This is a genomic window from Sanguibacter sp. Z6_81 (assembly GCF_057180625.1).
The window spans coordinates 212,195-237,228 of record NZ_JBXUFV010000001.1 but is presented as its reverse complement, the minus strand read 5'-3'; the positions used below and the strand labels follow the sequence as shown (position 1 = coordinate 237,228).

Below are 25,034 nucleotides of genomic sequence, written 5' to 3'. Positions count from 1 at the left end.
AGAAGCGGCGCGTGAGAGCCGCGGACCTCGACGACGCCCCAGTGTGGTCGGCAGCGTGCCGGGTGCCGACTCCGCTGACCCTTTGCGCCGCGCTTGCGCAAACTCTTGGTTGGTCAGCCGATCAGTCGGCCCTTGTGGTCGCGACCGCAGATAGTGGGAGTGCGAAACCGTGCCGCGCTCATTCGAAGGGGGCGTGTTCCGTCTGTAGGGCAAGGCGTTTCAGTAATGGGCATGACATTGTTGAGCTGTCTGCGATGGTGCTAAGCCAGGGAACTGGTGCGAAAGTGGACCCGGGTGAGGTGGGCCGCCTGTTTCGCGTGGCGGTTAGTGGGAGTTCCGCCGAAGGATGGGCGGTGGTTGAACGTTTGCGAAAACGACAGGAACTGATTGGAATGCCCCTCGTGGCCGCTCGATAGGCTCTCTAGTGTGGCAGCGACGGGCTTCACGTTCAGCGCGAGTGTCGGGCGTGCGTCTGAGTAATGTCCTTCGTGAGGACGACGAGTTCGAGACCCTCCTGGCGGACGACGACGAGGTGCGCGACGCCCGGTGGCGGGAACGGGACGACCTCGCCGGTCGCGCGGTAGCCGCGACGCTCGTAGTAGTCGAGGAGTTCCCGGCGCACGTTGAGGACCGTCATGCGCATGAGCGGCAGCTGCCACTCGTCCCGGGCGATGCGCTCGGCCTCGGCGAGCAACCGGCTGCCGACGCCCGCGCCCTGCAGGGCGGGACGGACGGCGAACATGCCGAGGTAGCCACGCTCGTCCCGGACCCGCTCGACGTGCGCGCACCCGAGGAGCGCGACGTCCAGCTCGGCGAGGATGATCCGGCCAGCGGGTGACTCGACGTCGGGCCGCAGCATCTCGACCGTCGCCCGGGGGCCGCCGAGGAGGTGGGACTCCGTCGTCCACCCAGCAGCCGCGCCCTCGGCGCGGAAGGCGGCGTTGACGAGGTCGACCACTGCTGGCAGGTCGTCGACGGTGGCGGGACGAAAGGTCACGTCTTCGTTCATCTCGTGACGATATCCCGCGTCGAACGTGGTCATGCCACCCGGAACGGCCTCCCGAAGGCCGTCCGAACCCCCGGCGACCACAGCACCGAGTCCGGGGCGCGCCCGGTGGTCCCCGCGAGCCCCGCAGCGGCGACGAGCGTGTCGTCGAGCTCCACGAGTCGCGCGTCGTGCAGCGGCCACGGCTCGTGCTCGTTGGGCACGTACCAGGTGCGGCCGAGGTGAGCGGTGTGCAGGCCCCAGCGGGCGGTGAGGAAGTGCGCGAGCGCGCCGGGCCGGGCGATCACCGCCCCGGGCTCGACGACGATGCGGCCGCCGGCGCCGCGCGGCCCGGGAGCCCGCCGCGACGACGCGTACGTCACCCGTCCGCCCGTCTGCTCGATCCGCATCCGCGCCCACATGTACGGCAGCCCGAACCCGGCGCGCGCGGCGAGGACGACCGCGAGCCGCGACGCGTCGAGCGACCGGAAGACGACCCCCCGCCGTCCGGCTGCGTCGACCGAGTAGAGGCGCACGTTCGTCTCGGCGAAGGTGCCGAGCCACGGGACGGGCCGGGCCCGCAGCACCCCGGCGTCGGCGAGGCGGAAGGGGATGAGGCCCACGTACGTCGCGCCGTCGTGCAGGTCCGGTGTGGTCCCGGCTGGGAGGAACGGCGCGACGAGTGCCGGGTCGACCCGCCAGTGCAGGAAGGTGAGGTCCTCCCAGCGCTGCGACATGATCGCGCGCCCGTCGAGACCGGGCGCGACTGGCGAGATCGGGGACGGTTCCACGTGTCGAGTATGGGCAGGGGCCGTGGCAGATGACAGGGCTCAGACGACACCGGTTCAGATGACCGGGTGCAGCGACTCCTCGCGCCACTCCGCCGACAGGAACGGCAGGGCCCGGGCGATCGCCTTGTCGATGCGCGCATGGAGCCCGTCCCCGGTGACCTCGTAGCTCGTGAACTCGGAGTCGTGCCCGTAGATCGCCAGGGGCAGGGTGTCGGCCTGGAAGAACCCGAACAGCGGCCGGAACTGGTGCTCGAGGGCGAGGGTGTGGCGCTCGCTGCCGCCGGTGGCGACGAGCAGCACCGGGGTGTTCGTCAGCGCGGACGGCGCGAGGAGGTCGAACACGTGCTTGAACAGCCCGGTGTACGAGCCCTTGTAGATGGGGCTCGCGGCGATGACGAGGTCCGCGCCCGCGATCTCGGCGAGGGCGTGCGCGATGGGCGAGTTCGGGTCGCCGTACGTGTCACCGAAGAACGGGACGAGCTCCCCGACGTTGAGGACGGTCGACTCGAGCGGTACGCGGCGCCCGAGCCGCCCGACGATCTCCGTGACGAGCGCGGCGGTCTTGGACGGGAAGCTCGGGCTGCCGTTGACGGCGACGACCTTGAGCGGGGCAGGTGAAAGAGGCATGGCGGTCTCCAGGACGTGGTGACGAGGGTGGGAGAAGGGGTGCCCGGGAAGCGGGCAGATCAGGCCGACGGAGCAGGTCCGGTCGGCCGAGCAGATCGGGCGAGGTCGGCGGACCGGCCGACGAGGCAGATCAGGTCGACGCGGGGGAGGGCTTCACGGCGTCGGGGTCGGTGAGCGGCCGTGGCCACGTGACGTAGACGGGGATGAAGCGCCACATCATGCTGGCGCCGACGAAGGTCGCGGCGCCGAGCCCGACGGCCGCGACGGACAGCGGGGCGACGAGCGCGATCCCGGCGACGGCGAGCGGGCCGACGAACATCCCGCTGTCGTGCATGAGGCGCCACGCGGCGAAGAACTGGGCCCGCACGGCAGCGGGTGCGACGTCCGCGCCGAGGGTCATGATCACGCCGTTGCTCAGGCCGTTGCCCACCCCGAGCACCACGGCGACGACGGTGAGCATCGCGACCGAACCGGACAGCGGCAGGAGGACGTATCCGAGCCCGAGCGTGAGCATCGCCGGCACGGTGACGAAGCGCCGCCCGTACCGGTCCATGAGCAGCCCGGCCGGGTAGGAGCACAGGACGTCGACGGCGGCGCCGACGCCGAACACGAGGCTCGTCGTCGCGGCGTCGATGCCGAGGTGGTCCGCCCACAACGGGAGGATCGCGAGGCGCGACGCACGGGCGAGGCCCATGAGGAGCACCCCGCCGCCGAGGGTGCGGAGCAGCCGGGCGTGCTCGCGGAAGATGCCCCCGAGCGTCGCGCGACCCGGCGCGCGGGCCGCGGCGCGGCCCGCGGCCGCTCCCTCCCCGGGGATGTCAGGCAGCCGCGCCATGAGGAGCCCGGCGACGACCACCGCGACGAGCTGCACGACGAGCGCGCCGCGGGTGCCCCCGAGCGCGATCGCCCCGGCGCCGATGAACGGCCCGAGGAAGAACCCGAGGCGCATCATCCCGGCGAGCGTCGACATGGCCCGTGCCCGCCGCGTGAACGGCACCGCCTCGGCGAGGTAGCTCTGCCGGGCCAGACCCCACACGGCGTTGGCGATCCCGGTGAGCGCCACCCCGATGCCGAGCACCGCGACGGAGTCCGCGACGACGCACAGCGCGACGCCGATGGCCCCGACGAGGCTCCCGAGCCCGATCGCGAGGCGCTCGCCGTACCGGGCGACGATCCGCCCCGCGGGCAGGTCCCCGACGAGCGTCCCGAGGCCACCGAGGGCGACGACGAGCCCGGCTACGCCGAGCGACGCGCCGAGGTCACGGGCGAGGAGCGCGACGACGGGAGCCGCCGCCCCCTGACCGAGCCCGTAGATGCCCGCGGGGACGAACACGGTGGGCAGGAGGGCGCGGAACGTCGGGCTCGTCGTTGGACCGTCCACCCGCACGCCACCCGCTCCTCTGCCCTGCACGAGAGTCGTCACGCGCGCACCAGCTCCGGTTCGCGCAGGGTTGCGAACTGGTTGGCGGGCCGCTCGAGGCCGAGGTGGTCGCGGAGCGTCGTGCCCGTGTACGCCTCACGGAAGATACCCCGGGCCCGCAGGATCGGCACGACGGTCTCGACGAACACCTCGAGCCCGCCGGGCAGCGACGGGGGCATGACGTTGAAGCCGTCCGCCGCGCCGCTCGTGAACCATTCCGTGATCGTGTCCGCCACCTGCTCGGGGGTCCCGGCGACGACGCGGTGCCCGCGGGCGCCGGCGAGGCGGTGCAGCAGCTGGCGCACGGTGGGGTGCTCGCGCTGGACGATCCCGGCGACCACCTGGCGGCGGCTGCGGTTGTTGTCCGTGACGTCCCCGGCGTCGGCGAACAGGTGCAGCGGGACGGGCTCGTCGAGCTGGTCCTCGGTGAAGGTCGCGTCCCCCAGCTTCGCGAGCTGGCGCAGGCCGTACGCGGGTGCGGTGAGCTCGTTGAACTCCTGCTCGAGCGCCTGCGCCTCGGCCTCCGTGCCCGCGATGAAGGGGCTGATCCCGGGCAGGATCTTCACGGAGTCCGCATCGCGCCCGAGCGACACCGCGCGGCTCTTGATGTCTGCGTAGAACGCCTGCGCGTCGCTCAGCTGCTGGTGCGCGGTGAAGATCGCCTCGGCGTAGCGGGCCGCGAACGCACGGCCGTCGTTCGAGGATCCCGCCTGCACGAGTACGGGGTGCCCCTGGGGTGGGCGGGCGGCGTTGAACGCGCCGGACACCCGCAGGTGCTCGCCGGCGAACGCGGCCGGGTGGATCTTGGTGGGGTCCGCGTAGCGCCCTGACGCCTTGTCGGCGAGGACCGCGTCGTCGGCCCACGAGTCCCACAGCCGGGTCGCGATCTCGACGAACTCCGCGGCACGGGCGTAGCGCTCCGCCGCGGGCGGGTGGGTGTCGAGGCCGAAGTTCCCGGCGACGTTCCCCGCCGCGGTGGTGACGATGTTCCACCCCGCCCGGCCGTTGCTCAGGTGGTCGAGCGTCGCGAAGAGACGGGCGAGGTTGTACGGGTCGTAGAACGTCGTGGACGCCGTGGCGATGAGCCCGATGCGGCTGGTGACGGCAGCCACCGAGGCGAGCGTGAGCAACGGCTCGAGACGACCGGTGCTGTTGAACTCGACGCCGTCGTGCAGCCCGGGGCCGTCGGCGAAGAAGATCGCGTCGAACGCTGCCGCCTCAGCCTGCTGGGCGAGCTCCTGGTGGTAGCCGGCGGTGAACAGGCGGGTGACGTCGGTGGAGGGGTGGCGCCAGGCAGCCTCGTGATGGCCGACGCCGTTGCTGAAGAGGTTGAGGGCGAGCTGGCGGGGCGGGGTGGTGGTCATGGTGTGTCTCGCGATCTGTGAGGGAGGGATGGGTGGGGCGGTCACGGGGCGGCGACGGCCTCGCCGTCGGGTCCCGCGGTCGGCTCGTACGTGCCGTTGGCGTAGGGGTTGTACTCGTTGGTGTAGATGTCCTCGGGGGTCAGCAGGCCCTCCTCGAGCTCCTCGTTGCGCTCCAGCCAGTCGATCCAGGTGCTGATCTCGAGCTCGTCGACGACGCCGCCCGGCCCGGCGACACCGGTGGACTTCCAGTACGGGACGAGCTCGAGCGTCTCGTTGCGGCCCCGCTCGGTGATGATGTCCTCGAACCGCGCCCGGACCTCCTCGACGGGGGTGACCTGCGCCCAGCGGATGGCCCGGGCGGTGCCCTGGACGAAGTCCTCGACGACCTCGGGGTTCGCGGCGATGTACTCGTCGCGGAAGATGTACGTGCCATAGCTGAAGGTGCCGAAGAGGCTCACCTCGGAGAACAGCTGGGTGATCCCGCCGCGCTCCAGCGCCTTGTCCTGGAACACCCGGCTGAGGTTGGCGACGTCGACCTGCCCCTCGCGCAGCGCCTGCTCGGCGTTGACGGGTGGCACGACGGTGAGCTCGACCTGCGTGATCTCGTCGTTCGTCAGGCCCTCGCGCGCCAGCCACTCGCGGATGACGAACTCGGACTGCGCGCCGAGCGTGTTGACGCCGACCTTCTTGCCGATGAGGTCCTTCGCCTCCGTGATGGGACTGCCCTCGACGGTGTAGTACCCACCGAAGGACTGCTCGTCGGAGCCGTAGTAGGAGATGACGGAGGTGACCTTCGCGCCCGACGAGCGGAGCTTGACGATGGCGCCGTTGAACGCGCCACCGAAGTCGGTGGCGCCGGTCGCGGCGGCCTGGATGCTCTGCGGGCCGCCGGTGGAGTCACCGACCCACTCGAGCTCGACCTCCTCGAAGTAGCCGAGGTCTGCGGCGAGCTCGGGGAACGTCACCTGGCCGACGGAGCCGTCGTACCGGAGCACGGTGCGCCCGTCCTCGTTGACGACGGCCTCCTCGGCCTCCGCTCCGGAGCACGCGGACAGGGTGGCGACGAGAGCCGCGGAGGTGAGGGCGGCGAGGAGTCTGGGGAGTCGGGACGGCGCGTGCCGGGGTGCTGCGGGCATGGGAGCTCCAGGGATGCGGGTGACGGGTTGGGGGAGGTGGGGTGGCCGGGCCGGCGGTGCCGGGCCGGATCAGGTGGAGGACACGCGCCAGCGCGAGAAGTGGCGCTCGAGCGCGAGGAGCCCGCCGTTGATGACGACCCCGACGACGGCGATCGCGATGATCCCGGCGTACATCTTCTCGATCTGGAAGTTGAACTGGGCGTAGGTGATGAGGTAGCCGAGCCCGGCCTTCGCGCCGACCATCTCGGCGGCGATGAGCACGAGGATCGAGGACGACCCGGCCATGCGGATGCCGGTGAAGATCGTCGGCACCGCGGCCGGCAGCACGACCTTCTGGAAGAGGCGCACCGGCGGCAGGCCGAGGGACCGTGCGGACTTCACGAGCAACGGGTCGACCGTCCGGACCCCCGAGATCGTCGTGAGGAGGATGGGGAAGGTGCAGGCGTAGACGACGAGCGCGATCTTCGAGGTCTCCCCGATGCCGAGGATGAGGATGAAGACCGGGAGCAGCGCGAGGGACGCGGTGTTGCGGAAGAGCTCGAAGAACGGGTTGAGCAGCTCCGAGACCTTCGTGTACCAGCCGATGGCGATCCCCAGCGGGATCGCGACGACGAGAGCGATCGCGAACCCGGCGGCCGCGCGCGTGAGGCTCGCGTCGAGGTGCGTGACGAGCTCGCCGCTCGCCACGAGGTCCCCGAGGGCGACGACCACCCTGCTGAACGGCGGCAGGAACACGGGGTCGGCGAGCCCGAGCCGTGGTGCGACCTCCCACACGACGAGGAACAGCGCGATCACCGCGGATGCGCGCAGCGACCTCGCTGTCGCGGCTCGCACGCGGTGCCGCCCCGCCCTGCCCTGCTCGGGGAGCACCTGCTTGCGCCCCAGGGTGGGCGGGTCCGCGAAGGCCACCGTGTCCGTCGCCGGGGGCACGGTCGCGGAACGGGCGGTTCCGCGCGGTGCGGGGGTGAGGGTGCTAGACATGGGCGGGCTCCAGGTCGGACGGGTCGGGGACGGGCGAGGGGCTGGACGGTGCGCCGGCAGGAGTGGTGCCCCCCGGTGCGGGGCGGGTGCGCTCGGCGTCGTGCAGCTCCGTCCAGATGCGGTGCCGCAGGCGGCCGAAGCGTGGGTCCGACCGGATGTCGTCCGAGGTGGCCGGGTCGAGGTCGACATCGATCACCGACTTCAGCCGGCCGGGCCGCGGCGTCATGACCGCCACCCGCTGCCCGAGGTAGATGGCTTCTTCGATGCTGTGGGTGATGAACACGATCGTCTTGCCCGTCGTGCGCCAGATGCGCAGCAGCTCGTCCTGGAGCGACTCCCGGGTCTGGGCGTCGAGCGCCGCGAACGGCTCGTCCATGAGCAGGACGTCGGGGTCGAACGCGAGGCTGCGCGCGATGGCCACGCGCTGCTTCATCCCCCCGGAGAGCTCGTGCGGGTAGCGGTTCTCGAAGCCGGTGAGCCCGACGAGGTCGAGGTAGGTCCCGGCGATCTCCGTCCGACGTCGTCGGTCGAGCCCTTTGGCCTCGAGACCGAACTCGATGTTCGAGCGTGCGGTCCGCCAGGGCAGCAGCGCGTACTGCTGGAAGACGACGCCGCGGTCGAGGCCGGGTCCGGTGATCGGCGTCCCGTCGAGGAGGATGCGGCCCGACGACGGCTCTGTCAGCCCTCCGAGGAGGTCCAGCAACGTCGACTTGCCGCAGCCGGACGGCCCGACGACGGTGAGGAACTGCCCCTCGGGGACGTCGAGCGTGAAGTCGTCGAGGGCGGTGAAGCGCGTCGTGGACCCACGTCGTCCCCGGTCGTCCCGGACGAGGAAGTCCTTGCGGACATGGTCGAACCTCAGCTTGGTCATGGTGCCTCCACGGGTAGGGAGCGGGCGACGACCGGGCGCCGGAGCACGCCGAGGGTCGCCGCGGAGAGTGGTGCGTGACGCAGAGCCCGGACGACCGGTCTGGGGGTCGTCGCGGGGTGGGCGCTCCGGTGAGCGCGGTGCCACGGGCGCGTTGTGCGGTGCACGGGTGCCGTGGCACCGGCACGTGACGGGGTGGCCCCGTCGAGCGGTGTCGCCCGACGGGTGCGGGGTCAGGCGCGCAGCGCCCGGGACCGGGACAGGTCTACCGACAGAGCAGGCTGGCCGTCCGGACGAGGTCGACGGCGCGGCGACAGGTGAGCACGGGTGCTCCGCTGTGGCGCGCTGCGGGGCTGGCCGCCCCGGTCGTCTCGTCGTGTCGCATGCCGTCATCCTCCCCCCGTGGGCGCCGACCGTTCAGGGTGGGCTCATCATTCGGGCGTTCGTTTCACCGTGTTTCGCCGGGTCCGTCCGACCCGCAAGCTTCCTGCCCGTTCCTGAGGGCTGTTCACGACGTGAGAACCGTCGCGGGTACCTCCAGCACACGGAGGTACGCTGCCCCGGTGCAATTGGCACGACCGTCCCAGAACGCAGGGCGCGGTCTCGCGCGACGAAGGAGAACCCCGATGGAAGGCCAGCTCGCCCCTGCATTCGAGCAGGTGCTCCGCCGCAACCCCGGCGAGGCGGAGTTCCACCAGGCCGTCCGTGAGGTGTTCGAGTCCCTCGCGCCCGTCCTCACCAAGAACCCGCAGTACGCCGATGCCGCGGTGCTCGAGCGCATCTGCGAGCCGGAGCGACAGATCATCTTCCGGGTGCCGTGGGTCGACGACACGGGGCGTGTGAACATCAACCGCGGGTTCCGCGTCGAGTTCAACTCCGCGCTCGGCCCGTTCAAGGGCGGCCTGCGGTTCCACCCCTCCGTCTACCTCGGGATCGTCAAGTTCCTCGGGTTCGAGCAGATCTTCAAGAACTCCCTCACGGGCATGCCCATCGGCGGCGGCAAGGGCGGCTCGGACTTCGACCCCCGCGGCAAGTCCGACGGCGAGGTCATGCGGTTCTGCCAGTCCTTCATGACCGAGCTCTACCGCCACATCGGCGAGTACACGGACGTCCCCGCGGGTGACATCGGCGTCGGTGGTCGCGAGATCGGCTACCTCTTCGGTCAGTACAAGCGCATCACGAACCGCTACGAGTCGGGCGTGCTCACCGGCAAGGGCATCTCCTGGGGCGGGTCGCTCGTGCGCACCGAGGCCACCGGTTACGGCACGGTCCTCTTCGCCCGGGAGATGCTCCGCACCCGCGGACTCGAGATGGAGGGCCAGCGCGTCGTCGTCTCGGGCTCCGGGAACGTCGCGATCTACGCGATCCAGAAGGCGCAGGAGCTCGGCGCCAACGTCGTCGCGTTCTCGGACTCGTCCGGCTACGTCGTCGACGAGGACGGGGTGGACCTCGAGATGCTCCGCCAGATCAAGGAGGTCGAGCGGGGCCGCGTCAAGGACTACGCCGCGCGGCGGCCGAACGCCGCCTTCGTCGAGAACGGCTCGATCTGGGACGTGCCCGCGACGGTCGCCCTGCCGTGCGCCACGCAGAACGAGCTCGACGGCGCTGCCGCCCGGACCCTCCTGACCAACGGTGTCCTCGCCGTCGCGGAGGGCGCCAACATGCCTGCCACGCCCGAGGCCGTCGCGGCCTTCCAGGCCGCCGGCACGCTGTTCGCGCCGGGGAAGGCGGCGAACGCCGGTGGCGTCGCGACGTCCGCGCTCGAGATGCAGCAGAACGCCAGCCGGGACGCCTGGACGTTCGAGCACACGGCCGAGCGCCTCGAGGGCATCATGATCGGCATCCACGACCGCTGCGCGGGGACCGCCGACGAGTACGGCAAGCCGGGCAACTACGTCGCCGGGGCCAACATCGCCGGCTTCACCAAGGTCGCCGACGCGATGATCTCCCTCGGCGTCATCTGACGCGCACCGCCCGCCCGCTGGCCCGTCCGTCCGTCGATGACGACGGCCGGGCTGGTGGGCGTCGTGCGCACCCCGGGCGGTTCAGTCGCCGAGCAGGCCGTGCTCCTGCGCGATGAGCAGCGCCTCTTCCCGGGACGAGGCCCCGAGCTTGCGGTAGATGCTCCGCACCTGGCTCTTGATCGTGTTGGCCGAGACGAACAGCTGCGCGCCGATCTCCGCCATGTTCGAGCTGTGCACGAGCTGGCGCAGCACGATGAGCTCCCGCTCGGCGAGCTTGACGGTCGACACCGAGGACGGGAACACGGGCGGCAAGGCCTCGGCCACCTCGAGGAGCTCGGTCCCCGGACCCTCCTCCCGCGCGCCGGCGTGCGCGAGGAGCGCAGCGACGTCGCTGCGCGGGACGAGCATGAGCGGGGTCCGCAGCTGGTGCTCGGTCATGAGGCGGGCCGCGGAGTCGAGGTGGCGCATGGCGGACGGTTCGTTGCCGAGCCGCAGGGCAGAGGACGCCTGGATGACGAGCGCCTCCGCACGCAACCTCACCGACAGGTTCTCCTCCTCGGTCGACCTGCCCACCGTGCGCATCGCTCGTTCCGGCTGACCTGCCAGGAGCAACCACCGGGACCACATGACGGCGATCCACGGAGCACCCTTGGGGTGCTTGCCGAGCATCTGCTCCGCGCGCGCGCCCTGCCCGTTGGCCATCATGAGAGCCGCTCGGCATGCGTCGAGCACCGTCGTGGCGATCCCGCTCACGGCAGGCAGGCTCGACGTCGAGCTCATGTCGATCTCGAGCGCGGCGCTGCCCTCGGCAGCGTGACCCAGCCCGAGATCGATCATCGTCTGGGCGTACCGGAACAGCGGCCAGTGCTCGGTGAGGTTCACGTGCGCGCGCATGATGTGCAGCTCGAACTGGGCGCGCGGGAAGTCGAGCTGCTCGAGGGCGCACAGCGCCTCCGCGAGCCGGTACAGCGCGCCGTAGTACCCGTCCTTCCACCCCTCCGGCCACATCTCGGCGCGGATCTGCTCGACGATGCTGCGGGCCTCGCGGATGTGTCCCTGCATCGCCAGTGAGCCCGCGAGCAGCGCGAGCGCGTGATGCCTGCTCTCCGCGCCGACCGACTCCGCCATGGCGTAGCTCGTGCGGAACGCGCGGATCGCACGTTCCGCCTGACCCGAGTAGTAGAGGCTGAGGCCGAGGTGCTCGAGCATGACGGGCAGGATCGCCGCGAGCTCGTCGCGCTGCTGCATGCTCAGGTCCTCGAAGAGCCGCATCGCGCGGTCGGTGACCGCGACGGCCTGGTCCGCGTTGCCCGTCGACCGCAGGGACGCGCTCTGGATCGTCAGGAGGATGAGCCGTTCGGCCGGCCCGGCCTTGACGCTCCGGAGCTTCGCGGACGCGTTCGCGATGCCGAACATCTCCATCGCGCGCACCCGGTGCGCACCGGACGAGCTGTAGGCGAGGGCCAGGATCATCGCGAGGACAGGGAAGTTGTACAACCTGCGGACGGACAGGGGTGACAGCAACCTGATGAGCTGCTCGGGGTGGTACGACAGCAGCGTGAACCACCGGCTCTGCCCGATGCGCGTCGCGAGGTCGAGGTCGGAGATCGACACCGCGTCACGCAGCGCTGTGAACGGGAGGTCGTTGTCGAGCGCCCAGCTCGCCGCGATGCGGACGAGGTCATCGACCTCGTCCGCGCGCTGGGAGCGCAGTTCGGCGAGCAGGACGGACCGCACGAGCTCGGAGAAGCGGAACGTGCGCTCGCTCGACCGCACGACCCACATGCCGACGCCCGCGCCCTCGAGCTCCATGAGGGCGGCCTCGGCGGCGTCCTGCCCGTCGAGGTTGCCGAGGCGGGCCACGAGCTCGAGCGTGAGCACCTCGGCGACGGAGCACCGGGCGGCGAGCGTCACGAGGTCCGCCGACAGGCGCCCGGTGACGGACTCGTGGAGGATCGTCGCGCTGGTCTCGATGAGGGCGGGGGAGAGCTCGGTCGCCGTGCGGCCCTCGGGCTCGCGGAGCAGGGCGACGATGAGCCCACGGATCGCGATCGCCGAGCCGTCGGTCGCGTCATGGGCGGCCAGGCCCAGCGTCTCCCACTCGTCGAACCCGGCGTGCTTGAACGCCGCTGCGGTCTCGGAGAGGCTGAACCGCAGCGCATCGGGGTCGATGACGACCGTCTCGAGGCTCAGTGCTGTGGACGCGTGCTCGAGCGGACCCAGCGTGCGGGTCGCCACGACCATCGAGAGGCTCGAGCAGTGCGCGAGCAGGAACGCGATGTCGTCGTGGACCTCGGGTGCGAGGACGTGGTGGTAGTCGTCGACGACGATGACGAGCGGGGTCCGGAGCTGGCCGAAACCGCGCACGAGCAGACGACGCGGATCCTCCGACACCCGCATCTCGGCCACGAGACGGGTGAACACCGGGGCGTAGTCGGCGTAACCAGCGTCGAGGACGGTGGAGACCACCTCCCGCCAGAAGGAGAGGCGGGTCGCGGTGCTCTCGTGCGCGGTGACCCAGACACCGGCGACGGACTGGTCCGCGCGGGTGGCGGCCCACTCCGCCAGGAGGATCGTCTTGCCGCTGCCACCGGCCCCGCGGATCACGGTGAGCGGGGCACCGCCGGCGATCTCCTCGACGAGCTCGGGGCGGGGAATGAGGAACGAGGGCACGCGCGGTCCACCGAAGAACCCACCCTGGGGTGGGGCATGCGCGGCGTGCGTAGACATGACCGTCGAGGACCCTTCGCTGACCCTCGGCACACGCGGCGCTCTCGCAGCGATGGCAGCCGATGCTGGGGTGCGAACCGATAGTAGGTGGCAGGGTGTCCGCGGGGGGAGGCATAACGGGGTGAAAGCGCGATGCAGACTGGCAATGCATGGAGTTCCCGACATTATCTGCCGGGAACTCCATGCATTGCGCGGCTGATCTGGGGAATGCGGTCCTACTGCTCGGAAGCGGCCCGGCGACGGCTCACGCGGAAGGCGCCGAACCCGGCGGCGACGAGGGCAGCTGCGGAGCCGAGGAGCATCGCGACGTTGCTTCCCGTGACGGGCAGGGTCGCGGCGGAGGAGGCTGCGGGTGCGGCCCCCTGCTGCGGTGCGGGTGCCGGTGCCGGTGCGGGTGCGGGCGCGGGTGCCGGCGTCACAGGTGCCGGTGCCTCTTCGTAGGCTCCGCCCACCTCCACGACGGGGGGCTCGACGACGGGCGGCTCCTCGACGGGGGGCTCGACGACCGGGGGCTCCTCGACGGGGGGCTCGACGACGGGCGGCTCCTCGACGGGCGGCGCGACGACCGGGGGCTCCTCGACGGGGGGCTGGACCGGCGGCGCCGGGGTGCAGACCTTGGGGTCGTTCTTCGGGGTCTTCATCTCGTGGGAGATGTACGCCTTGCTGTCCTCGTGCGGCCCTTCGAGGAGGTTGTCCGAGATGATGTCGTCGACGAGCTTCTTCTCGGTCGCGGTGCCGTACTTGTAGGTGTCGACCTGGTACCAGCCGGTGCCGCAGTCAGGCATGACGCCGACGTACTTCTGCGGCCAGGTGACCTCACCCTTCTTGCTGCCGGGCATGAACCAGGCAATGACGATGGTGTCCTTGGAGGGGGACTTCCCGCTCCACGTCGCGGAGTGGTCCCACGACGTCTTCGGTGCCTGCTTGGCCGGCGTCTTCCACGAACCCCAGGAGTCGTTGCTCTTCCCCTCGTGCCCCCACGTGCTCGACACCGACTGTGTGACGCTCGACTGCGCACTGCTCGGGACAGCTGCCGCGGACGCGGCGGGAGCCACCAGGAGGCTGATCGCAGCGCCCCCCGTGAGGAATGCGGTAGCGAGCGCCGAGATGCGCATCGTGGCGGCGCGCGGGAACTCGGCTGCTGAGGAGTCGGGCTGGGGGGTGGGAGAGGTGCGCACGGCAGGGTCCTTGTCTGTGCATCGGCCGCACGGGCCCGGGGGGAGAGGCATCGGTGCGGTCAGCGGGGTGGCTGAGACCGCAACAGTGACGTCCCGCGGGATGCCGAAATCGAGGCGCCCGGGATATTAACCCTGCCTTTCACCCTGCACGAGGGATGTGCCCCCGGAATGCGTGTGATAAGTCCAGTTCGGCGATAAACGCTGCTCTCAGGGCACCCCTCTCGTAGAGTCGTGCCGTGCCCACCCGTCGCGTTCACCTCCGTCTGCCCCGGTCCACGCCCGCCGAGCAGATCCGCTCGTCCCTCGAGGAGCTGCGCTCCGAGATGGAGATTCCTCGGGACTTCGAGCCCGGCGTGCTCGCGGAGGCTGAGGCGGCCGCGGCCCGGCCGGCGCCCGACCACTCGAGGGAGTCGCTCGACATCCCGTTCGTGACCATCGACCCGCCGGGGTCGATGGACCTCGACCAGGCCGTCCACGTGGTCCGCACACCCTCGGGCTTCGAGGTGCGGTACGCCATCGCGGACGTGGGGCACGTCGTCGACCCTGGTGGCGCCGTGGACCGCGAGGCCCGGGCCCGAGGCATGACGTTCTACGGTCCCGACTCGCGCATCCCCCTGCACCCGCCCGTCCTGTCGGAGGGCGCAGCGAGCCTGCTGCCGGACGTCGAGCGGCCGGCAGCCGTGTGGCGGGTGCACCTCGACACCCGGGGGGAGATCACCGGTGCGACCGTCTCCCGGGGACTCGTGCGGTCCCGCGCACGCCTGACGTACGCCGAGGCCCAGGCGGCGCTCGACGACGGTACGGCCGACGACGCGCTCCGCGCCCTCCGCGACGTCGGCCGGCTGCGCGAGGTCCTCGAACGCGAGCGCGGTGGTGCCTCGCTCAACCTCCCCGAGCAGGACGTCACGGTGCGCGAGGACGGCACCTTCGGTCTCGAGCTGCGCTCCGTCCTGCCCGTGGAAGGGTGGAACGCCCAGATCTCGTTGCTCACCGGCATCGCGGCAGCGCAGATCATGCGCGCGGGCGGGATGGGGATCCTTCGCGTGCTGCCGCAGAGCGACCCCCGCGACGTCGACCGGCTGCGGCGTGCCGCGCACGCGCTCGGGATCGACTGGCCGCAGGAGATGCCGTACGGCGAGCTCCTCGCCGGGCTGGAGTCCGACGTGCCCAGGCACGCGGCGTTCCTCAACGAGGCGACGTCGTTGTTCCGCGGCGCCGGGTACGTCGCCTTCGAGGGCGATGTGCCTCAGGACGCGGAGCACGCCGCGATCGCGGCGGAGTACGCCCACGTCACCGCTCCGTTGCGCAGGCTCGTCGACAGGTTCGGCACCGAGATCTGCCTCACCCTCAGCACCGGCGGGTCTGCGAGCGACGTGCCCGACTGGGTCCGGGAGGCGTTCGACGAGCTCCCGCGCACCATGCAGCGGTGCGGCCAGCGCGCCAGCGCGTTCGAGCGCGCGTCGGTCGACATCGTCGAGGCTGCGCTCCTCGCGGGCCGGGTGGGCGACGAGCTCGAGGGCGTCATCGTCGACCGCGACGAGAAGGACCCGCGCCGTGGCCAGGTGGTCGTCACCGAGCCGGCGGCGCGCGGCGTGGTCGCGGGTACCGACCCGCTCCCGCTCGGCGACGCCGTCACCGTGCGCCTCGTCGAGGCCTCGATCGAGGACCGCCGCATCGCGTTCGCCTACGAGGGCTGAGCCGTGCCGCCCCGTCGTCGGACCGACCCCGCCGTGGGCCGCGTGGCGCTCACCGCGTGGCGTGCCGGCACGGCGGACACGCGGGCTGTGACGACCGCTGTCCGCTTCACCCTCGAGGAGCTGGCCGACGTCGCTCCCGGCCACGCCGTCGAGGTGCGGGTGCCGCCGTGGGGCGCGGTCCAGTGCGTCGAGGGCCCGCGACACACGCGCGGGACCCCGCCCAACGTCGTGGAGACCGACCCCCAGACCTGGCTCGCGCTCGCCACCGGCCGGGAGAGTTGGGACCACGCCGTGCGTGACGGGCGCGTCCGGGCGTCGGGTGAGCGCTCGGACATCTCCCGCCTGCTGCCGCTCCAGGCGGCGCGCGAGCGCTGACGTCCGCCGTCCGCCGCCGTCCGCCGCAGCATGCACCGTTGACCCACGACGGCGCTCCGTGGTGTCCTGCGTGCACCGGAGTTCACAGCGCCGTCTCCCGTCCGTCACCTCCCGGCAAGATGCGCCGGGTGTGATGTGTGGGCTGGTCCCGACGCAGCGACCGCTGTGCTCCAGCCTGAACAGGTGAACGACGGACGAAGGAGCGCGCGTGCCCACGAGCCACCAGAACCTTGCACGACGGAGGGCGGTGGCAGGCGTCACGCTCGCCACCGCTCTCGCCCTCGGCCCCGGCGTCGGTGCGCACGCCGTGACCACCAGCGAGGACGACCCGACCGTCGTCGGGCCCTCGGCCCAGGCGCAGCCCGTCGAGCTCAACCTCATCGGCATCAACGACTTCCACGGACGGATCGACAGCAACACGGTCGCGTTCGCCGGGACCGTCGAGGAGCTGCGGGCGGCGAACCCGTCCGGGACGGCGTTCCTGTCCGTCGGGGACAACATCGGCGCGTCGTTGTTCGCCTCGTCCTCCCAGCAGGACCAGCCGACCATCGACGTGCTCAACGCCCTCGGGCTCGCGACGTCCGCGGTCGGGAACCACGAGCTCGACCAGGGCTTCGACGACCTCACCGGTCGCGTGAGCGACGCTGCCGACTGGGACCACCTCGGGGCGAACGTCTACCTCGCCGGCACCACCAGCCCCGCGCTGCAGGAGTTCGAGATCCTCGAGATCGACGGCGTGCGCGTCGGCGTCGTCGGGGCGGTGACGCAGGAGACACCGACGCTCGTCACACCCGCGGGCATCGCGAGCCTCGACTTCGGTGACCCCGTCGCTGCCGTCAACCGCGTGACCGCGACCCTCTCCGACGGGGACGAGGCCAACGGTGAGGCGGACGTCGTCGTCGCGATGTACCACGAGGGTGCGTCCGCAGGGACGCCCGACGGTGCGACGCTCGAGGAGGAGGTCGCCGCAGGTGGCACCTTCGCGGAGATCGTCACCGGCACCGACGCGCGCGTCGACGCGATCTTCACGGGCCACACGCACAAGCAGTACGCGTGGGACGCGCCGGTCCCGGGGGCGGCCGGCCGGACCCGGCCCGTGATCCAGACGGGCAGCTACGGGGAGAACATCGGGCAGGTCACCCTCTCCGTCGACCCCGGGTCGTTCGACGTCGTGGACTACACGGTGCTCAACGTCCCCCGCACGACGACGCCGGTCGCGGACCTCGTCGCCACCTACCCGCGGGTCGCCGCGGTGCAGGCCGTCGTGGACGCCGCGCTCGCTGAGGCCGCGATCATCGGCGACCAACCCGTCGGCAGCGTCACGGCGGACATCACCACCGCATTCGCGGACGGCAGGCGCGACGATCGCGGCGCGGAGTCGACACTCGGCAACCTCGTCGCGAACTCGCTGCGTGACACGCTCGCACCCGCCGAGCGTGGCGGTGCCCAGATCGGTGTCGTCAACCCGGGCGGGCTGCGAGCGGACCTGCTCCACGGGCAGGACGGGGTCATCACCTATGCGGAGGCCAACGCGGTCCTGCCGTTCGTCAACAACCTGTGGTCGGTGACCCTCACCGGTGACCAGGTCGTCGAGATGCTCGAGCAGCAGTGGCAGCCCGAGGGCGGCTCGCGACCGTTCCTCAACCTCGGGCTCTCGGACAACGTGAGCTACACGTTCGATCCGGCGGCCGCGCGGGGCGAGCGCATCACGTCGGTGACGGTCGACGGCGAACCGGTGGACCCGGGTGCGGAGTACCGGATCGCGACCTTCTCGTTCCTCGCGACCGGCGGGGACAACTTCTCGGTGTTCACCGAGGGCACGGACGCCCGCGACTCGGGTCTCGTCGACCGGGACGCATGGATCTCCTACCTCGGGGCGAACCCGGCGCTCAGCCCGAGCTTCGCGCGCCGGGGCGTGCAGGCTGGTGCGCTGCCGAGCGAGGTCGTCGCCGGGCAGGCGGTGTCCGTGGAGCTCGCTGGACTCGACCTCACGTCGCTCGGTTCGCCCACCACCACGAGCGTGTCGGCGTACCTCGTCCCGGCCGCCGGCGACGGCGCAGCGGACGGGGCCTGGCTCGCTGCACCGGGCGTGCGGGCCGTCGGTTCGAGCGTGGTGACGAACGGAGCGACGACGGTGACGTTCACGGTGCCGACGGACCTCGCGGCAGGGGACTACGACCTCGTCCTCGTCGCTGATCCCTCCGGGACGACCGTGCAGCTGGCTGTCCGTGTCCTCGCGGCTGTCGAGGGCGGCGGCGGTGACGGCGGTGACGGCGGCGAAGGTGACGGCGGCGAGGGTGACGGCGGCGGAGACGTTGGCGGCGGCAACGGTGGCGGGGACGTCGACGGCGACCTCGGCACCGGGGCTGGCGGAGGGAACGCAGGCGGGCGGCCCCCCGTGGTCAGCGGCCCGCCGCCGGGGACGAGCAGCAGCGGCGGGGCGCTCGCCGTCACCGGTGTCGACACCGTCGGTGCTCTCGGGGCGCTCGCCGCACTGCTGCTCGGAGCCGGGTGGGCCCTTGCGGCCCAGCGTCGTCGGGCGCACGCGGACATGGTCCTGGCGGACGACTGACGGACCACCGGCGCTGTCGACCACCGGCGTCGTGAATCACTGACGCGCCGCCGTACGACCTCGGGCGCCCGCTCTCCCGCCGTACGATCGCGGGCAGGGCCGGCGCCCGACGGTGTCGACAGGGACGTCCAGGAGGATGCATGGAGCTGGTGCGGGGAGCGAACACGGTGCTGCCGGGCGGGGTCGTGGCGATACGGGTCGGCGGGGCGCGGCAGGGGAGCGTCGACGTCATGGCGTTCCAGCTCGCGGAGTCGGGGGCCGTGCGCAGCGACGACGACCTCGTGTTCTTCAACCAGCCGCAGTCTCCCGAGGGTGCCGTCCGGCTCACCGCAGCGGACTCCCTCACCGTCGACCTCGACCGGGTGCCGACCGACGTCACCACCGTCGCCGTCGCGCTCACGCTCGACGAGTCGGTCACCGGGACGCTCGCGTCGTCGGGCAGCATCGCGGTGCTGGTCGAGCCGACCGGCGCCGCGGCGATCGCGTGCTCCGTGGCAGGACTCACGAGCGAGCGGGCCGCCGTGCTCGTCGAGCTCTACCGGCGCGGCGGGGCGTGGAAGCTGCGCAACGTCTGCGCGGGCTGGGACGGTGGGCTGGCCGACCTCGTCCGCGAGTACGGGGTGAGCGTCGACGACGAGCCTGCCGAGCAGGTCGGCGCTCCGACCGCACCCGCTGCTGCCCCGCCCGCACCGCCTGCACCCGCCGCCCCTCCCGCTCCCACGCCACCTCCGCCACCTCCGCCTGCTCCGTCGCCCGCGCCGACGGGCGTCCGTGTCGCGCCGGGGGAGGAGCGCCTGTCGCTCGAGAAGCGCCAGGTGCTGTCGTTGCGCAAGGAGGCGGTGCACCGTGTCCTGCTCACCAAGCAGGCGTCCGACGTGCGCGCCCGCATCGTGCTCGTCATCGACAAGACCGGCTCGATGCACAAGCAGTACGCGAAGAAGGTGGTGCACCGCGTCGTCGAGCGCATGGTCGCGGTGGCCGCCCAGCTCGACGACGACGGGTCGCTCGAGCCGTACCTGTACGCGCGGTCGTTCCTGCGTCTGCCGGACCTCGGTGTCGCGGACCTCGAGACGTGGCCGAGGGAGTACCTGCACCTCTACGGCCGGCACGGCGGGGTGGACTACGACGCGATCGGTGCGACGAACGACGAGCTGCCGATCATGCACGAGGTCATGAGCACGCTGCGGCGCGAGGACCGCATGCCCACGCTCGTGCTGTTCTTCACCGACGGGGGCTTCAAGCAGCGCCGCGCGATCACCGAGCTCGTCTCGCAGGCTGCCGGGCTCCCCGCGTTCTGGCAGTTCGTCGGGGTCGGCCGCGCCAACTACGGGTTGCTCACGTCCCTCGACGAGCTCGAGGGGCGCGAGGTCGACAACGTCGGCTTCTTCGAGCTCGACGACATCGACTCGGTCCCGGACGCGGAGCTCTACGAGCGGCTGCTCAGCGAGTTCCCCGACTGGCTCCGGGCAGCTCGGTCCCTAGGCATCGTCGGCTGACGGCGCACCACCCTGCGCGCACCGACCGGCGAGCCACTCGACGAGGAGCGCCTTCTCGGCCGCCTGGACCCGGCTGCGCAGGCTCGCGACGTCGTCGTCCGGCTCGACGGGCACGGACCTCTGTGCCAGGACGGGGCCCTCGTCGTACTCGGGCGTGACGAGGTGCACCGAGGCGCCGCTCACGTGCGCGCCGTCGGCGAGGACGGCCTCGTGGACCCGGTCCCCGTACATCCCCACCCCTCCGTAGGCCGGAAGGAGCGCGGGGTGGGTGTTGACGATGTTCCCGGCCCACCGGTCGAGCGTCCTGGGCCCGACCTTGCGCATGTACCCGGCGAGCACCACGACCTCCGCCCCGGCCTCCTCGAGCGCCCTGACCATCGCGTCGTCGAGGTCCGCTGGGTCCGGGTGCGTGACGCTGCTGAGGTGGAGCGTCGGGACACCGCGCCGGCGCGCGTTCTCGAGCACGCCGGCGCGGCTGTTGTTGGCGATCACGAGGCACACCTGCGCGTGCACCGACACGCCAGCCGCATCCATGATGTGCGCCGCGGTGGTGCCCGTGCCCGAGCCGAGGATGGCGACGCGGACGGGCGGGTGGCTGGTTCGGGGCGCAGTCATGCGGCAGAGCCTATCGATGCTGGCGGGCGGCGTTCCGGCACGTCCGCACCCGCTCAGGCGCGGGCCGTGACCTTCTTCGGCCCGCCGGTGAGCGTGACCGTGCCCGCCGCCGGCCGGAGCCAGACCGTCGTGCCCGTCGCCAGGCCGAGCGTGCGCGCCTCGGCGCGCGTGACGACGACCTGGACGGTGTGCTCCTCGACGGCGACGTCGCAGCGGACCTCGAAGCCCACCCGCACGGTCCGGGAGACCACACCGCGCACCACGGACGGGTCGGCGTCGCGTGGCGTGGTCTCGACGACGATGTCGTGGGGCCGGATGAGCCGGTCGCTGAGGGTCGTCACCGGCCCGAGGAAGCTCATGACGAAGTCGTTCGCCGGTGCGTCGTACAGGTCGTCGGGGGAGCCCACCTGCTCGATGCGCCCGTCGTTGATGACGACGATCTCGTCCGCGACCTCGAGCGCCTCCTCCTGGTCGTGGGTGACGAACACCGTGGTCACGGGGATCTCGTCGTGGAGCTTGCGGAGCCAGTCGCGCAGCTCCTTGCGGACCTTCGCGTCGAGCGCACCGAAGGGTTCGTCGAGCAGCAGGACGCTCGGCTGCACGGCGAGGGCGCGGGCGAGCGCCATGCGCTGACGCTGCCCGCCCGAGAGCTGGGACGGCAGCCGGTGCGCGAACTGCTCGAGGTGCACGAGCCGCAGGAGCTCGTCGACGCGTTCCGCGGTGACGTCCTTGGGTGTCTTGCGGATCTCGAGCCCGAACGCGACGTTGCGCGCCACGGACAGGTGCTTGAACGCCGCGTAGTGCTGGAACACGAACCCGACGTTGCGCTTGCGAGCAGGCAGCCCGGTGGCGTCGCGGCCCTCGATCTCGACCCTGCCCGAGTCGGCCTGCTCCAGGCCGGCGATGATCCGCAGGAGCGTCGACTTGCCGCCACCGCTGGGACCGAGCAGCGCGGTGAGGCGCCCGGTGGGGATGGACACGCTGACGTCGTCGAGCGCGACGAAGTCACCGAACCGCTTGCTGATCCGCTGGACCTCGATACTCACGACGCCTCCTTGGGCTTGCGCAGGAACGACACGACGATGATGCAGGCGACGGACACGGCCGCGAGGAGGAACGCCGTCGCGTAGGCGGTGCCCTGCTCGAAGTCCTGGTACTTCTGCTCGACGAGCAGCGTCGCCGTCTGGGTCCGGCCCTCGAGGTTGCCGGAGACGATCTTCACGGCCCCGAACTCCCCGAGGGAGCGGGCCAGGGTGAGCACCACGCCGTACACGACCGCCCACTTGATGGCGGGCAGGGTGATGCGCCAGAAGGTCTGGACAGGGCTGGCGCCGAGGCTCGCGGCCGCCTGCTCCTCGTCCGTGCCGATCTCGGTGAGGACGGGGACGACCTCCCGGATGACGAGCGGCAGGGACACGAACGCGGTCGCGAGGATGATCCCCGGCGTCGCGAAGATCACCTGGAGGCCGGCGGACTCGAGGTCGTCCCCGAACCAGCCGCCGCGCCCCCCGTACACGAGGACGAGCGCGAGCCCGACGACGACGGGCGACACGGACAGCGGGAGGTCGATGAGCGCCGACAGGATGCGCTTGCCGGGGAACTCGTACCGCACGAGGAGCAGCGAGATGCCCACCCCGAAGAGGGTGTTGATGATGACCGCCTGTACCGCGACGGTGGCCGTGAGCTGGAGCGCGAAGATCACCGACGGGTCGGACAGTGCGGTACGCAGCGTGTCGAGGCCGTCCGCGAAGGCGCCCTTGGCGACGAGGGACACGGGCCAGCCGACGAGCATGACGAGGTAGACGATGACGGCTGTGCGCAGGCCGTACCGCACGGCCCGGTTGCTACCCACGACGCGCCACCCGTCGTTGCAGGACGTCGAGTGCGACGATGACGAGCAACGAGACGAGGAGCAGGACGCTCGCGACGGCGGCTGCGGCGGTCTGGTCACCGTTCTCGAGGTAGCTGAGGATCCGGACGGACGCGACCTCGGTGCGCATCGGCAGGTTGCCCGACAGCAGGACGAGCGCCCCGTACTCGCTGATGCCGCGGGCGAAGCACAGGGCCGCACCGGCGGTGATCGCCGGGAACAGGGCCGGCAGGATGATGCGGCGCAACGTCGTGAACGAGCTCGCGCCGAGCGACGCCGCGGCCTCCTCGACGTCCCGGTCGAGCTCGGCGAGCACGGGCTGCACCGTCCGCACGACGAACGGCAGCGTGACGAAGAGGAACGCGAGGAAGACCGCCGCGCGGGTGTTCGCGACGTCGACACCGAGCGGCCCGGCGGGGCCGTACAAGGAGAGCAGGACGAGGCCGGCGACGATGGTGGGTAGCGCGAACGGGATGTCGATGAGCACCTCGAGCGCCCGCTTGCCGACGAACCGGTCCCGGACGAGCACCCACGCGATGACGGTCCCGACGACGACGTTCACGGCAGTGACGAGGAGCGCCTGGGTGATGGTGAGCGTCAGGGCGGCGGCGGTCTGCGTGTTCGTCAGCGTGCGCCAGAAGGCGCCCCAGCCACCGCTGGACGTCTCCACGAGCACGGCGATGAGCGGGACGAGCGCGAGCGCGCTGAACCAGATGAGAGCGACACCCAGGCCGACCCCGGAGGTGCGGGTCAGGCGCGCGCCCCCGGCCGGGCGACGCGTGCGCGTCGCCCGGCCGGTGGGCGAAGGTGTCGCTGCGGGAGCGACGGTGGTGGTCACGACTTCCCGGTCTCCGTCTGGATCGTCGTGACGAGGCCGGCGTCCCCGAAGAACCTGTCGTTCACGGCGCTCCAGCCGCCGAAGTCGTCGGCGATCGTCAGCAGCTTCGTCGGGACGGGGAACGGGTCGGACGGGTCGTTGGCCCCCTCGACCGTGACGTCGATGCCGTCCACCAGGGGGCGGAAGCCCTTCTCGGCGAATGCCGTCTGGCCCTCCTCGCTGAGCACGAACTCGAGGTAGTCCTTGGCCTTCGGGTCGGCGTCGACGGTCACCGCGGCGGGGTTCTCGATGAGGAGCGTCGAGTCGGGCACGACGTAGTCGAAGGTCTCGCCGTTCTGCCGGGCGAGGATCGCCTCGTTCTCGTAGGAGATGAGGACGTCCCCGGTGCCGCTCGTGAATGCCGTCGTGGCGTCCCGGCCGCTGCCGGGGAGGGCGGCGACGTTGCCGAAGAACGCGCGGAGGTACTCCTGCGCCTCGGCGTCGGTCCCGCCGTCGGCGATGACACTGCCGTAGGCGGCGAGGATGTTCCACCGCGCGGACCCGGACGAGCCCGGGTTGGGCGTGACGATCGAGATGCCGGGCTGGACGATGTCGTCCCAGCCCTGGATGTTCTTCGGGTTGCCCTCACGGACGACGAGCACGACGACGGAGTCGGAGACGATGCCCTGGTGCTCGCCCGCGTTCCAGTCCTCGGCGACGAGCCCCTCGTCGACGAGGCGGGTCACGTCGCCCTCCAGGGAGAAGTGCACGTAGTCGGCCTCGAGGCCGCTCACGACGGCGCGGCTCTGGTCGCCCGAGGCGCCGTAGGAGCTCTCCCACGTGACACCCGCACCCTCGTCGGTCTCGGACCACAGCTTCTGCGCGGCGTCGTTCGCCGCCTTGGGGACGGCGAAACCGACGATCGAGAGTGTCGTGCTCTCCCCGCCGTCGTCACCCTTCGCCCCGCTCACGGGGGTCGGCGAACAGCCCGAGAGCACCAGGGCTGTGGTGACGGCCGCGATGGTTGCTCGGATCGGGGTGATTCGCATGGGACTGCCGTTTCTCTCGGGCGGGCGCACGGTGCCTGCCGGTGGGTCGTGAGGAGAGTCAACTGCGCCCGCGGCGCCGTGCGAACAGGGGTGTTGGCACCCGAGACGATGTAAACGACGTTCGTTAACGTGCCGCTCGGCGGTAGAGTCGATGCTCGTGACGAGCACACCTCCTGACCCCGCCGAGCAGGCCCGCATCGAGTCGGTCGCCGAGCACGCCAGGGTCCGCCGAGCGCCGCGGTACCGCTCCTTCTTCCTCGTCGGGGCGATCGTGGGGATCGTGCTCGGCGTGGTCGTCGCGCTCGTCGTCTCGGATCCCGGGATGGTCAACCGGTGGGTCTACTTCATCGTCTCGATCGCCGGCGCGAGCCTCGTGACGACGCTTCTCGCGGGCCTCGCGGCGATCGCCGCGGACCGCCGCAGCAGCCGCTGACGGACCGCGGGCGGGTGGCCCGCCGGTGAGCGTCGGTCGGCGCGGACTGTCCTGACATGCCCGGGA

The 25,034-nt window shown here is 71.6% G+C and carries 21 protein-coding genes; 6 read left to right on the top strand and 15 right to left on the bottom strand.

The features are described 5' to 3' along the window. Positions 1-448: 448 nt before the first annotated feature. The 8 genes from AC2AXK_RS01095 to AC2AXK_RS01060 form a co-directional block, all read right to left on the bottom strand. Entirely contained in the window at positions 449-1,009 is a 561-nt protein-coding gene (locus tag AC2AXK_RS01095; protein ID WP_484343484.1) for a GNAT family N-acetyltransferase, read from the bottom strand. 29 nt (positions 1,010-1,038) lie between these two features. Then, positions 1,039-1,722 carry a YqjF family protein gene (locus AC2AXK_RS01090; protein ID WP_484344231.1) on the bottom strand — a complete coding sequence of 228 codons (684 nt, stop codon included), beginning with the start codon at positions 1,720-1,722 and terminating at the stop codon, positions 1,039-1,041. 108 nt (positions 1,723-1,830) lie between these two features. Beyond that, entirely contained in the window at positions 1,831-2,403 is a 573-nt protein-coding gene (locus tag AC2AXK_RS01085; RefSeq protein WP_484343483.1) for an NAD(P)H-dependent oxidoreductase, read from the bottom strand. 130 nt (positions 2,404-2,533) lie between these two features. Next, positions 2,534-3,826: an MFS transporter gene (locus AC2AXK_RS01080; RefSeq protein ID WP_484343482.1), complete on the bottom strand. Its 1,293-nt coding sequence runs from the start codon at positions 3,824-3,826 to the stop codon at positions 2,534-2,536. Next, positions 3,823-5,187, bottom strand: a complete 1,365-nt coding sequence (locus tag AC2AXK_RS01075; RefSeq protein ID WP_484343481.1) for an LLM class flavin-dependent oxidoreductase — start codon at positions 5,185-5,187, stop codon at positions 3,823-3,825. The genes AC2AXK_RS01080 and AC2AXK_RS01075 overlap by 4 nt, the downstream gene beginning before the upstream one ends. Before the next feature lie 41 nt (positions 5,188-5,228). Beyond that, positions 5,229-6,323: an ABC transporter substrate-binding protein gene (locus AC2AXK_RS01070; protein WP_484343480.1), complete on the bottom strand. Its 1,095-nt coding sequence runs from the start codon at positions 6,321-6,323 to the stop codon at positions 5,229-5,231. A gap of 69 nt (positions 6,324-6,392) precedes the next feature. Further along, entirely contained in the window at positions 6,393-7,304 is a 912-nt protein-coding gene (locus tag AC2AXK_RS01065) for an ABC transporter permease (protein WP_484343479.1), read from the bottom strand. Further along, positions 7,297-8,175, bottom strand: coding sequence for an ABC transporter ATP-binding protein (locus AC2AXK_RS01060; protein ID WP_484343478.1), 879 nt, complete (start codon positions 8,173-8,175; stop codon positions 7,297-7,299). The genes AC2AXK_RS01065 and AC2AXK_RS01060 overlap by 8 nt, the downstream gene beginning before the upstream one ends. A gap of 623 nt (positions 8,176-8,798) precedes the next feature. On the opposite strand from AC2AXK_RS01060, the gene gdhA reads away from it, so the two are divergent. Next, on the top strand, positions 8,799-10,136 hold the full coding sequence (gene gdhA, locus AC2AXK_RS01055; RefSeq protein WP_484343477.1) for an NADP-specific glutamate dehydrogenase: 1,338 nt from the start codon (positions 8,799-8,801) through the stop codon (positions 10,134-10,136). An 81-nt stretch (positions 10,137-10,217) separates the two neighbouring features. On the opposite strand, the gene AC2AXK_RS01050 is transcribed toward gdhA, so the two are convergent. Both AC2AXK_RS01050 and AC2AXK_RS01045 read right to left on the bottom strand, forming a co-directional pair. Continuing rightward, on the bottom strand, positions 10,218-12,866 hold the full coding sequence (locus AC2AXK_RS01050) for a LuxR C-terminal-related transcriptional regulator (RefSeq protein ID WP_484343476.1): 2,649 nt from the start codon (positions 12,864-12,866) through the stop codon (positions 10,218-10,220). Positions 12,867-13,081: 215 nt separating this feature from the next. Further along, positions 13,082-14,044 carry an LPXTG cell wall anchor domain-containing protein gene (locus tag AC2AXK_RS01045; RefSeq protein ID WP_484343475.1) on the bottom strand — a complete coding sequence of 321 codons (963 nt, stop codon included), beginning with the start codon at positions 14,042-14,044 and terminating at the stop codon, positions 13,082-13,084. A 236-nt stretch (positions 14,045-14,280) separates the two neighbouring features. Here AC2AXK_RS01045 and AC2AXK_RS01040 point away from each other — a divergent pair, with 236 nt between their 5' ends. The 4 genes from AC2AXK_RS01040 (at position 14,281) to AC2AXK_RS01025 (ending at position 20,184) form a co-directional block, all read left to right on the top strand. Beyond that, positions 14,281-15,741, top strand: coding sequence for an RNB domain-containing ribonuclease (locus tag AC2AXK_RS01040; RefSeq protein ID WP_484343474.1), 1,461 nt, complete (start codon positions 14,281-14,283; stop codon positions 15,739-15,741). A gap of 3 nt (positions 15,742-15,744) precedes the next feature. Next, positions 15,745-16,116: a sterol carrier family protein gene (locus tag AC2AXK_RS01035; protein WP_484343473.1), complete on the top strand. Its 372-nt coding sequence runs from the start codon at positions 15,745-15,747 to the stop codon at positions 16,114-16,116. A 208-nt stretch (positions 16,117-16,324) separates the two neighbouring features. Further along, positions 16,325-18,688 (top strand): bifunctional metallophosphatase/5'-nucleotidase, encoded by a 2,364-nt coding sequence (locus AC2AXK_RS01030; protein WP_484343472.1) that lies wholly within the window; start codon positions 16,325-16,327, stop codon positions 18,686-18,688. Positions 18,689-18,828: 140 nt separating this feature from the next. Next, the gene (locus AC2AXK_RS01025; RefSeq protein WP_484343471.1) at positions 18,829-20,184 is read left to right on the top strand and encodes a VWA domain-containing protein; all 1,356 of its coding nucleotides are present in this window, start codon (positions 18,829-18,831) and stop codon (positions 20,182-20,184) included. Here the strand turns inward: AC2AXK_RS01025 and purN are convergent. From purN to AC2AXK_RS01000, 5 genes are read right to left on the bottom strand one after another with little or no spacing between them, the layout of a single operon-like run. Next, a complete protein-coding gene (gene purN, locus AC2AXK_RS01020) occupies positions 20,167-20,799 on the bottom strand; it encodes a phosphoribosylglycinamide formyltransferase (protein ID WP_484343470.1) in 633 nt (210 codons plus the stop codon). The genes AC2AXK_RS01025 and purN overlap by 18 nt on opposite strands. Positions 20,800-20,852: 53 nt before the next feature. After that, positions 20,853-21,845: a sulfate/molybdate ABC transporter ATP-binding protein gene (locus tag AC2AXK_RS01015; RefSeq protein ID WP_484343469.1), complete on the bottom strand. Its 993-nt coding sequence runs from the start codon at positions 21,843-21,845 to the stop codon at positions 20,853-20,855. Beyond that, a complete protein-coding gene (locus tag AC2AXK_RS01010; protein WP_484343468.1) occupies positions 21,842-22,651 on the bottom strand; it encodes a sulfate ABC transporter permease in 810 nt (269 codons plus the stop codon). Before AC2AXK_RS01010 ends, AC2AXK_RS01015 begins: the two co-directional genes overlap by 4 nt. Beyond that, positions 22,644-23,507, bottom strand: coding sequence for a sulfate ABC transporter permease subunit CysT (cysT, locus tag AC2AXK_RS01005; protein ID WP_484343467.1), 864 nt, complete (start codon positions 23,505-23,507; stop codon positions 22,644-22,646). Before cysT ends, AC2AXK_RS01010 begins: the two co-directional genes overlap by 8 nt. Then, entirely contained in the window at positions 23,504-24,535 is a 1,032-nt protein-coding gene (locus tag AC2AXK_RS01000; protein ID WP_484343466.1) for a sulfate ABC transporter substrate-binding protein, read from the bottom strand. Before AC2AXK_RS01000 ends, cysT begins: the two co-directional genes overlap by 4 nt. A gap of 157 nt (positions 24,536-24,692) precedes the next feature. Between AC2AXK_RS01000 and AC2AXK_RS00995 the strand changes: the two genes are divergently transcribed. Then, positions 24,693-24,968 (top strand): hypothetical protein, encoded by a 276-nt coding sequence (locus AC2AXK_RS00995; protein WP_484343465.1) that lies wholly within the window; start codon positions 24,693-24,695, stop codon positions 24,966-24,968. Positions 24,969-25,034: the final 66 nt, after the last annotated feature.